The organism is Sporosarcina koreensis (genome assembly GCF_001531445.1).
Lineage (GTDB): Bacteria > Bacillota > Bacilli > Bacillales_A > Planococcaceae > Sporosarcina > Sporosarcina koreensis_C.
Genome location: NZ_LQYA01000072.1, coordinates 19,357 through 29,334, shown reverse-complemented (window position 1 = coordinate 29,334; position 9,978 = coordinate 19,357). Strand labels below are relative to the sequence as shown.

The 9,978-nt window shown below is 47.0% G+C and carries 7 protein-coding genes and 1 pseudogene; 6 read left to right on the top strand and 2 right to left on the bottom strand.

Features of this window, described 5'->3' with window-relative positions; genetic code table 11:
• The 5 genes from addA to AWV70_RS10775 form a co-directional block, all read left to right on the top strand.
• Positions 1-3,101: helicase-exonuclease AddAB subunit AddA (gene addA / locus AWV70_RS10795; RefSeq protein ID WP_082713564.1), on the top strand; the 3,101-nt coding region annotated here is incomplete at its 5' end.
• The gene (locus AWV70_RS10790; RefSeq protein ID WP_060206943.1) at positions 3,098-4,288 is read left to right on the top strand and encodes a DUF418 domain-containing protein; all 1,191 of its coding nucleotides are present in this window, start codon (positions 3,098-3,100) and stop codon (positions 4,286-4,288) included. The genes addA and AWV70_RS10790, both read left to right, overlap by 4 nt.
• Positions 4,289-4,368: 80 nt before the next feature.
• Positions 4,369-5,268, top strand: coding sequence for a fumarylacetoacetate hydrolase family protein (locus AWV70_RS10785; protein WP_060206941.1), 900 nt, complete (start codon positions 4,369-4,371; stop codon positions 5,266-5,268).
• Between the two features lie 282 nt (positions 5,269-5,550).
• A complete protein-coding gene (locus AWV70_RS10780) occupies positions 5,551-5,925 on the top strand; it encodes a YisL family protein (protein WP_060206939.1) in 375 nt (124 codons plus the stop codon).
• A gap of 373 nt (positions 5,926-6,298) precedes the next feature.
• Positions 6,299-7,747 carry an alpha-amylase family glycosyl hydrolase gene (locus tag AWV70_RS10775; protein WP_235588626.1) on the top strand — a complete coding sequence of 483 codons (1,449 nt, stop codon included), beginning with the start codon at positions 6,299-6,301 and terminating at the stop codon, positions 7,745-7,747.
• A 61-nt stretch (positions 7,748-7,808) separates the two neighbouring features.
• Here AWV70_RS10775 and AWV70_RS10770 read toward each other — a convergent pair whose 3' ends face one another.
• Both AWV70_RS10770 and AWV70_RS10765 read right to left on the bottom strand, forming a co-directional pair.
• Entirely contained in the window at positions 7,809-8,663 is an 855-nt protein-coding gene (locus AWV70_RS10770; protein ID WP_060206937.1) for a DegV family protein, read from the bottom strand.
• A gap of 24 nt (positions 8,664-8,687) precedes the next feature.
• A complete protein-coding gene (locus AWV70_RS10765) occupies positions 8,688-9,506 on the bottom strand; it encodes a Cof-type HAD-IIB family hydrolase (RefSeq protein ID WP_060206936.1) in 819 nt (272 codons plus the stop codon).
• 171 nt (positions 9,507-9,677) lie between these two features.
• Here AWV70_RS10765 and AWV70_RS24500 point away from each other — a divergent pair.
• A pseudogene (locus AWV70_RS24500) lies at positions 9,678-9,978 on the top strand (esterase); the annotation flags it as partial.

Below are 9,978 nucleotides of genomic sequence, written 5' to 3'. Positions count from 1 at the left end.
TGCAATATGAATTGGATGAAGAGGTGACGATTGACGAGCTCGATTTCATCGGGCCGTTGAAAACGGCGATCCGCCATACGTTAGAGGAAGCGATCCATTTGACGCAAGATATGAAGCGGATCGCATTGATGCCGGAAGGTCCCGAGCCGCTCGTCGCGACTGCCGACGCTGACCTGCAATGGATCACGGAAGCGAAGCGGCGGATTGAAGATGGGACTTGGGAAGAGACGTATGCGTTTTTCGGATCGCTCACATGGGTGAAGGCAGGGACAATTCGGAAAAACACATGCGATGAGGAGTTGGCGAAACGGGCGAAAGCACTCCGCGATTCTGTGAAGAAGATCGTCAATTCATTGAAAGAATCGTATTTTACGAGGACGCCTGCACGTCTTTTGGATGAAATCCGTCTCATGGCGCCGATGATGCATACGCTTGTCGAGCTTGTCATCGATTTCGGCAAAAGATACGGTGACGTCAAGATGGATAGGGGGCTCGTCGACTTTTCGGACTTGGAGCATTTCGCATTGCAAATCCTTGCGACGGAGAAGGACGGAGACCTTGTAGCGTCCGATATCGCAGTCGATTATTTGAATAGGTTTGCTGAAGTTCTAGTCGATGAATACCAGGACGTCAACATGCTGCAGGAAGCAATTATCCAGCTTGTGAAGCGCGGCGGTGAAGCGGATGGGAATTTGTTCATGGTCGGTGACGTGAAGCAGTCGATTTATCGCTTCAGATTAGCCGAACCGGGACTATTTCTTGGGAAATACAATCGTTTTACGTCGAATGATGGGGAAAATGGTCTGAAAATCGATTTGAATGCCAACTTCCGTAGCCGGAAGGAAGTGCTTGATGCGACGAACTTCATCTTCTCCCAAGTGATGGGGAAACGGGTCGGTGAAGTCGAATACGATGAAGCCGCTGCATTGAAATACGGCGCGCGTTATCCGGAAAGGGAATCACCAGCAACTTTGACGTTGTTATACGAGACGGATGAAGAGGAACTGGAAGATGAAGCGACGGAGCTGACAGGGCAAAGTCTAAAGAGTTCGCAAGCTGAAGCTCGGTATATGATCCGGCGAATCAAAGAATTGATGGCGTCAGGTGCTGAAGTGACGGACGCGTTCACGGATAAAAAACGTCCGCTCGAATATCGTGATATCGTCATTCTCATGCGTTCAATGACATGGTCTGGAGAAATTGCGGAAGAGTTCAAGCTTGCAGGCATCCCTATCTACGCGGAGCTCTCGCGCGGCTATTTCGAAGCGATCGAAGTAATGATTATGCTTAACACGCTTCGTGTCATTGACAATCCGTATCAGGATATCCCGCTTGCGTCAGTCCTTCGTGCGCCATTCGTCGGCATGACGGAAAACGAGTTGGCACAAGTGCGTCTCGCTGCAAAGAACAAGCCGTTTTATGAAGCATTGAAATTGTTCATAGCGACGGGCGGAGCGGGAATTGCCGCAGAAACGCAAGTGAAATTGCAGCGTTTCTTCCTTATGTTTGAGAACTGGCGCAATCTAGCGCGACGTGGTTCATTGTCGGAGCTCATATGGCAAGTGTATAACGATACGCATTACTATGAAATGGTCGGTGCGATGCCGAACGGCAAGCAACGGCAAGCGAATTTACGTGCGCTGCATGACCGCGCCATCGATTATGAGAAAACGTCCTTCCGTGGACTTTTCCGTTTCCTCCGGTTCATTGACCGGATGCAGAAGCGGGGGGATGACCTTGGCGCTGCCCGTTTCGTAAGCGAGACGGAGGATGTCGTCCGGATTATGACGATCCACTCGTCGAAAGGACTTGAATTCCCATACGTGTTCGTAGCGGGCGCTGGCAGGCAATTCAATAAGATGGATTTCAACGAACCTTATTTATTCGACCAGCATTTCGGCTTGGCGGTAAAGGCAATTGATCCTGAATTGCGCATTACGTATACATCCTTGCCATTCCTTGCGATGAAAGAGAAGAAGGAGCTCGAAATGCGTGCTGAAGAGATGCGAGTTTTATACGTAGCGATGACGCGTGCGAAGGAGCATCTTGAATTGATTGCAACTGTCAAGGATATTGAAAAGGCAATCGGCAGCTGGCAAGACGCACAGCTGATCGAAGCGGGCGAAATGCTGCCAGAATATACACGATCGAGAGCAAATGGCTATTTGGATTGGATTGGACCCGCGATTGCGCGGCACCCGGATTTTGAGAAGTTCGGTTTCATGTATGGGGGCCGATCCGTGGATGATCCATCGAAGTGGGAAATTGTTGCGTATCCCGTGTCTTCATTCAATACGATGGAGGAGCAGGGAGAGGAAGTTGTCAATAGGCCTGAGCCGACGTCAACGGATGATGTGATCGATGCGGATTGGCCTGAAGAAGTGAAGCGCAGATTCGATTACGCGTATCCATTCATGGCTTCCGTCGAGAAGCGTTCCAAGCAGACGGTGAGCGACTTGAAAAGAGTGGCGCTGCTAGAGATGGAGCCGGACTTCGACGATTTCTTCACAACGAAGGATGATGAAGTGAGCACGCCTTATTTGCATGACCGTCCTTCGTTCATGCAGTCAAGGGCGCTGTCCAGAGCGGAAATCGGTACGGCGATGCATACGATCATGCAGCATATCGATCTGTCGAAGACACATACCGTACAGGATGTGGACCGGTTTGTCACTGAACTGACGACGAGGCAATTATTGACGGCGGAAGAAGCGAATGCAGTCGATGTAAAAGCGGTCGTCCAGTTTTTTGGAACGCCGCTGTACAAGAGGCTATCGCAATCTACGAGGATGCTCAAGGAAGTTCCGTTCACGTATGCATACGATGCAAACGACGGCGACCATCAGATTTTGCAAGGGATCGCCGACTGTTTATTCGAAGAAAAGGACGGCTGGGTTCTTCTCGACTATAAGACGGATAGGATCCGCGGCAGATTCCGTTCAGACGAAGAGATTCAAGTTAAAATGCAAAAACGTTACGGCATCCAATTGAGTCTTTATAAAAAAGCAGTCGAATCGATCGCTAGAATACAAATAAAAGAAATGGTCCTCTATTTGTTTGATGGGGAGAGGATTGTGCATGTTCAGGAGGAATCAGTTTGAACGTAACACCGACGATTGGAAACCGCATTGAAGCACTGGATATATTGAGGGGCTTTGCGCTACTCGGCATATTCATCGCGAATATGCTCACTTTCCATTCACCTTATTTTTATATAGATCCACATTCGTATTTCAGTACGCCGAGCGATGTTGCATCATACAAGTTGATTACTATTTTTGTAGAAGCGAGTTTTTACCCGATATTTGCAATGATGTTCGGGTATGGATTGAATATGCAATATGAAAAAGCGATTGCGAATGGGACGTCCTATGTGCCGATGATGGCCAAACGCCTTGCGATTCTCATGGGGTTCGGTTTGATCCATGCGCTGTTCATCTGGTCGGGTGATATTTTGTTCACCTATGCGCTGATGGGCTTTATCATGCTGGCGGTCGTCAGGATTCCGAAAAAATGGCTCCTATGGATTGCGCTCATCGTCTATTTGCTACCGACAGCTCTTTTCATCGGCGGCATTTATTTACTGACGAAGCTAGATCCGAACTCGTTAATGGAAGGATTTGTCGACATTCAGCAGATCGAATTGGCAATTACGGCATATGCACATGGGACGTATGGCGAGGCGTTAGTTTTCCGTATGACGGAGTGGCTCTTGATCGGCTTGACAAGCTCATTCATGGCTGTTTTCATGGTGCTGCCATTGATCATGCTAGGGGCCGCCTTCTCAAAATGGAAGCTGTTTGAGCGGGCTGCAGAATTGAAAGGGAAAATTGCGATTGTCGGCATCATCACATTAGTGGCTGGGATTTTCATTAAATCATGGCCGTCTATCGATGGAAATACTTATTACAATCAATTGACCCAGCAGCTTATCGGCGGTCCGATTTTAGCGATAGGGTATGCCTGCGTAATTATCCTGCTTTGCCAATTGCCTGTGTTCCGTACGATCTTCCGCCCAATCTCAAAGGCGGGACGAATGTCATTGACGACCTATTTGACCCAGTCAATTGTTGCAACGCTCCTCTTTTACGGATACGGTTTCGGTCTATATGGAAAAGTGGATATCGAGACAGGTACGCTGATTGCTGTCGGCATTTTTGCCATCCAAGTCATTTTCGCGGAGCTGTGGTTGTTGAAATTCCGAATGGGACCTTTCGAATGGCTATGGAGGAAAGGGACGTACGGAAAAAGAATGGCGAAAAAAGAGGAGAAAGGGCAAGCTGTGTAGAATTGTAGTATGTAATTGAAATGCTGGTTCATTTGTAGAATGAAAAGAATTCCATATTATGAGGAAGGATGGGCTTGTACATGAAACTTTTATCGTTCCGGTTTGAAGGGAAAACATTATTCGGTCCGAAAGTGAAGAAAGAGGAAGCGGTCTGGAATGTGAAATCGATTGCTGAAGCATTCGGCGAAACGGATTTCCCTTCAACAATCATCGAAGGTGTTGCAGGAGGTTTGGAGTTTGTTGAAAAGGTGAGGAAACTTGCTGAGCAAGCTCGGAATAGTGAAAATCCGGAACAATTCAAGTATGCATTCACGGATATCGAATGGCTGTCCCCGATTCCGCGTACGCCGAAAAACGTCCTTTGCGTCGGTAAAAACTATGCCGAACATGCCGTTGAAATGGGAGGGGATGCGCCGCCTGAAAAGTTAATGATCTTTACGAAATCGCCTACTGCGATTGCTGCAGATGAGCAAGATCTGTCGACGCATGCAGACCTTACAGATAATCTAGACTACGAAGGGGAATTGGCTGTCATCATTAGCAAGAAAGGTCGCAATATCCCGAAACAGCTCGCGTATGATCACGTGTTCGGCTATACGATTGCCAACGATATAACGGCGAGGGATATCCAATACGGACATAAGCAGTTCTTCCTTGGCAAAAGCTTGGATGGTTCTTGCCCGATGGGTCCTTATATCGTCACGAAGGATGAGATTCCTGATGCGCATGATCTTTCAATCGTTACAAAAGTGAATGATGAAGTCCGTCAAAATGGAAATACAGCTGATATGATCTTCAAGATCGATGAATTGATTGCCGAAATCTCGAAATTTGTCACGCTTGAACCGGGAGATGTCATTTTGACAGGTACACCTGCAGGAGTCGGAAAAGGCTTTACACCGCCGAAATTCCTGAAAGCGGGCGATACGGTGAAGATTTCCGTAGAAGGCATCGGCACGCTCGTTAATCGGTTTGTATAATGCCGTTTCCTACTATGGAAAGCTTTTCTATGATAGTATAATAAAGATAAAGCCTCCGGTGGATGTCACGGATTTTGAAAGGATTTTAGGAAGGCAACCTAAGTTCGCCGCATCCTGATAGTGCCTTAATTTCTGCACAAAATACAGAAATACGGCAAATCGAACCCTTCGCAGTTCGATTGGCAACGGTTGCATGACCAACGTCCTGTTGGCCTCAAGCACAATTCAAAATCCGAATGCAATTTCTCCGAGGCGAAATTGATTAATGATGAGGTGAACAGTTTGGACTTTTTATCAAGCACGCCCCATTTCCATATTTTTACATGGGTCGTCGGCATCATCATTTTCCTCGTTTCGGCTGTCATGGCGAACGGAACGAAAGGGAAAAAAATTACCCATATGATTGCACGCCTATTTTACGTGCTCATCCTTATTTCTGGAGTCGCGCTTTTCATCAAAGGGATGGATTATGGAAGAGGAATGGAGTATGGCATTAAATTCCTGCTGGGCTTATTGACGATCGGGATGATGGAAATGGTTCTCGTACGTTCTGAAAAAGGGAAGAAAGTGACAACATTCTGGATTTTGTTCTTTGTCTTCCTATTTGCGACGATGTACTTCGGCTTCAAATTGCCGATGGGCTTTGAATTTTTCTGATTGATGTAATGTATTGAACTGATGAGCCGCCGGCGAAGTTGCCGGTGGCTTCTTTAAGGTGTGTGTCCATGTCTAGACTTCGGGCGCTACGAGGCTGCCTTAATTTCTGCAAAAACCGCAGAAATACGGCAAATCGAACCCTTCGCAGTTCGATTGGCTCGGGTCATAAGTCAAAGCTACTACGTGGCAAAGAACGCCACTTCGTATCTTTGTCCTGTGCCTGTCGCAGCTGAGCAAGCGCCCTCCGCTTTTGTGTATTCACAAATTCGACTCATTTCCGAAGTGTGGAAATCATTTTTCGTACCATTCCATGGCAGGGCACGTTCTGTTTTGTTAAAATGGCTAAAGATAGCTCGTTTAGGGAGGCTTTATCGTGATAGGGAAACGTTTGATTGGCTTAACTGCCATTTTTTTATTGTTCATTTCCGCAATCATGCCTACCGTTGCAACTGCCAAAGCGGAGCGCGGGATAATGGATGAAAGCATATATGATCTGTTGGTGGACCGTTTTAATAACGGGGAAAGAACGAACGACATCGATGTCGATACATATACAGGCAATGCCTTCCATGGCGGCGATTTCCTTGGCATCCAGGGGCGTTTGCAGCATATTATCGATATGGGCTTTACGATGATCTCGTTAGGTTCCGTCTTCAAGACGGAGACGTATGATGGGAGTAGCGTTCTGTCCTATACGGAATTGGAGCCGCATTTCGGTACCGATGAAGAGCTCAATGCGTTAGTGAAGGAAATCCATGAGAAGAAAATGAAAGTCATTGCCGATTTTCCACTTGGCAAGGTGAGCGCGGATCACGAATGGACGAAAGGACAAACATATAAATTCACTCATTCGGCAGACGGAACAGTCGATTGGGATCCAACTGATACGAATATGCAGGATGCATTGATACAAGCGGCAGTCGATTTCTTCACCGCTTACAATCTGGATGGACTTCGTTTGACGAAGCTGGAAGGTTTTGATGATGCCTTCTTGAATGAAATGATCGACGCAATCCACAACGCCAAGGATGGCGCATATGTTTTGACGAATGAAGAAAGTGGGGCTTCGTTCGACTTGAAGCCAGGCGATGCGACGATCCAGTCGCTCCGTCAGTCATTCGTGAGGTTCGATCCGGATTCATCCCCGATGGATATATTCAAAGAGAACGAGCAAAGTGGACTGCTGCAATTTGATGATTTGACGGGACCGCGCTTCACGTATGATATGGTAGAAGCCCGGATGTTTCCTCCTACCCGGTGGAAAGTGGCGGCGACTACATTGTTTACGCTTCCCGGTGTTCCACTTATGACATACGGCACTGAAATCGCGGTAAACGGAAAAGAAGCACCTGAAAGCCACCCGCTTTTCAACTTCAAGACGGATATGGAATTCAAAGATCTGATCGGCAATCTGAACTTGCTTCGTAACGAATCCGAAACGCTCCGTACCGGCGATTTCGAAATGCTGCACAATGAAGATGGCTTCTTGATCTATACGCGTACCTCTGAGGACGAAACATGGGTCATTGCGGTCAACAACACATCCAAGACTTCCGATTTTGCAATTCCTGCTGAAAAAATCGGCGAAAACAAGAAATTGCGCGGCTTGTTGGATGGCGATCTAATCCGGGAATCCGACGACGGCTTGTTCCGCGTCGTACTTGATAGGGAGATTGCGGAAGTGTATATCGCGGATGATGATAAAGGCTTCAACACCCCTTATCTGATTGCATCAATTCTTGTCTATGTCATATTCCTCGGTTTCCTATTCCTTGTCATCAAAAAAGGGCGGGACAGAAGACGGACGGAAAATGAAATATAAAAACGAAAATGCCTTTTCTGACTTGGTTTTGGCCACGTCAGAAAAGGCATTTTTATTAATTTTATTGATTGTATTTATTCAAAAAGAAAATTGCGATTGTACCGGGTCCTGAATGTGATCCGATGACAGAGCCGATCATATGGATTTCCACGTGTTTCGGCTGGAATTTTTCCTCGATAAGTGCTTTCATTTCAAGAGCCGTGCTTTCGTCATCACCGTGGCTAATAGCAATCGTCTGTTTCGATAATTCGACCCCGCGCTCATCCATCAGTTCAAGCATGCGGCGCAGAACCTTTTTACGGCCGCGGTGTTTTTCGATTGGTACGAGCTTTCCGCCTTCAACGTGCAGGAGCGGTTTAATGTTCAAAAGACCGCCGATGAATGCGCTCGCTTTCGATACGCGTCCGCCTTTCGCCAAGTAGTCAAGATCTTCGACGGTGAATAGATGCTCCATATGCGCAGCCATGTCGCGGATTTTACGCTCAATCGCCCGGACATCATCACCCGCATCCCTTAGGCGGACAGCTTCTTTTACGAGTAGGCCATATCCGAGCGAGGCGCAGCGTGAATCGATGATGACGAGGTTCATGTTCGGATTGCCTTCCTTCACCTGGTCCTTCATCATGACAGCTGTGTTATACGTTCCTGAAAGCTCGGATGAAAAAGCGATGTATATCCCATCTTCTCCAGAAGCAGCAAGCTCTTTCCAAGTGGAAAGCAATAGCTCGGGTGATGCTTGTGATGTTTTTGGATGCTTGCCGTTTCGGATGGCGTCGTACACTTCCTGCGAATCGATTTCAAGGACATCATCGCCTTCCTTGTCATCAATCAACACGCGCAATGGAATGAGCGTCACATCGTTTTCATCAAAAAATGATTTCGGTAAATCTGAACCACTGTCAGCAAAAATTCTCATTGTAGGGTCCCCCTCGCATTCTTATTATATTTTTTTTGTTGCTAACAATCGATCCTTCAGCACTTCTGCAATGCCATCTTCGTTATTCGTCAACGTCACTTCGTCCGCAATGGATTTCAGCCTGTCGATCCCGTTGCCCATCGCGACGCCGACACCCGCATAATCGATCATTTCAAGATCATTGTCTTCATCCCCGAATGCGATGATCCGCTCCCGCGGGATTCCGAGCCATTTAGCGACATGTGATATGCCGACTGCTTTGTTCAAACCGTGGCGAACAATTTCAATGACATCCCACGGCGCGCCCCAACGTCTATGATCGATCGCCTCGGCATGTACCTCTGCGAGATGCCTCCTTATTGGTTCGACATATTGAGGATCCGCTTGAATAAGCAAACTGGTAGGCTCGACCTGTAAGGACGTACGGATGTCCCCTTGCTTGATGATGGGATCTCCGAAGCCGACGATATCCAATAGCTTTTCATCGTGATATTGCAAATACACATCATCCATCACTTCGGCAATGATATTATGTAGGCGGAAATCCTGCATCGCATCTACAACATCATTCACGACAGGAAGAGAAATCGTTTCATGTACCGTCTTCCAGGAGCGGTCGGTCGGATTGTGAACGAACGCGCCGTTGAAGTTGACAATCGGTGTCTTCAAGCCAAGCTCACGATAATACATCGAACTTGCGCGATACGGGCGGCCGGTCGCAATCATCACCTGATGCCCTTGTTCTTCCGCTCGTTTCAATGTATGTGCGGTTTCTACTGATATCACTTTTTCATCTGTCAGCAATGTCCCGTCCAAGTCGAGGACAATCAAATGCGGTTTCATAGTTCTGCCCCCTTTTGGATAGATTCTTTATTATATACCCAGCTTACCTTTATATTGTCCAGTTTATCGTTATCTATCGGAGCAAGTCAAAACATTCCGGCAGAAAACCGTCCTTTTTGTTTTTCTAGTAAAACTTTGATACGATTTAAAAAAAGTACAGAAGGTGTTCGTATGATTGTCAAAGAGGAAAATTGGAGCAATATACCATTACTGCATATTGTGGATGAAGCAAAGGAAAATAGCAAACTGCCAACAGTCATCTTCCTGCACGGCTTCACGAGTGCCAAAGAGCATAATTTGCATTACGCATATAATATCGCAAAGAAAGGATTCCGCGTCCTATTGCCGGATGCCCATTTGCACGGCGTACGGGATGAAAGGTTGGATGAAGTCCAACTGAGCTTGCGGTTTTGGGAAATCGTCCTTACTTCCATTGAAGAAATGACCGTCCTTCATAGAGAATTACAGGAAA

Bases quoted from the DNA above. Each gene is read 5' to 3' on its own strand.
- AWV70_RS10785 (WP_060206941.1), top strand. From the start codon at position 4,369: ATGAAACTTTTATCGTTCCGGTTTGAAGGGAAAACATTATTCGGTCCG.
- AWV70_RS10770 (WP_060206937.1), bottom strand. From the start codon at position 8,663: ATGAGAATTTTTGCTGACAGTGGTTCAGATTTACCGAAATCATTTTTT.
- AWV70_RS10765 (WP_060206936.1), bottom strand. From the start codon at position 9,506: ATGAAACCGCATTTGATTGTCCTCGACTTGGACGGGACATTGCTGACA.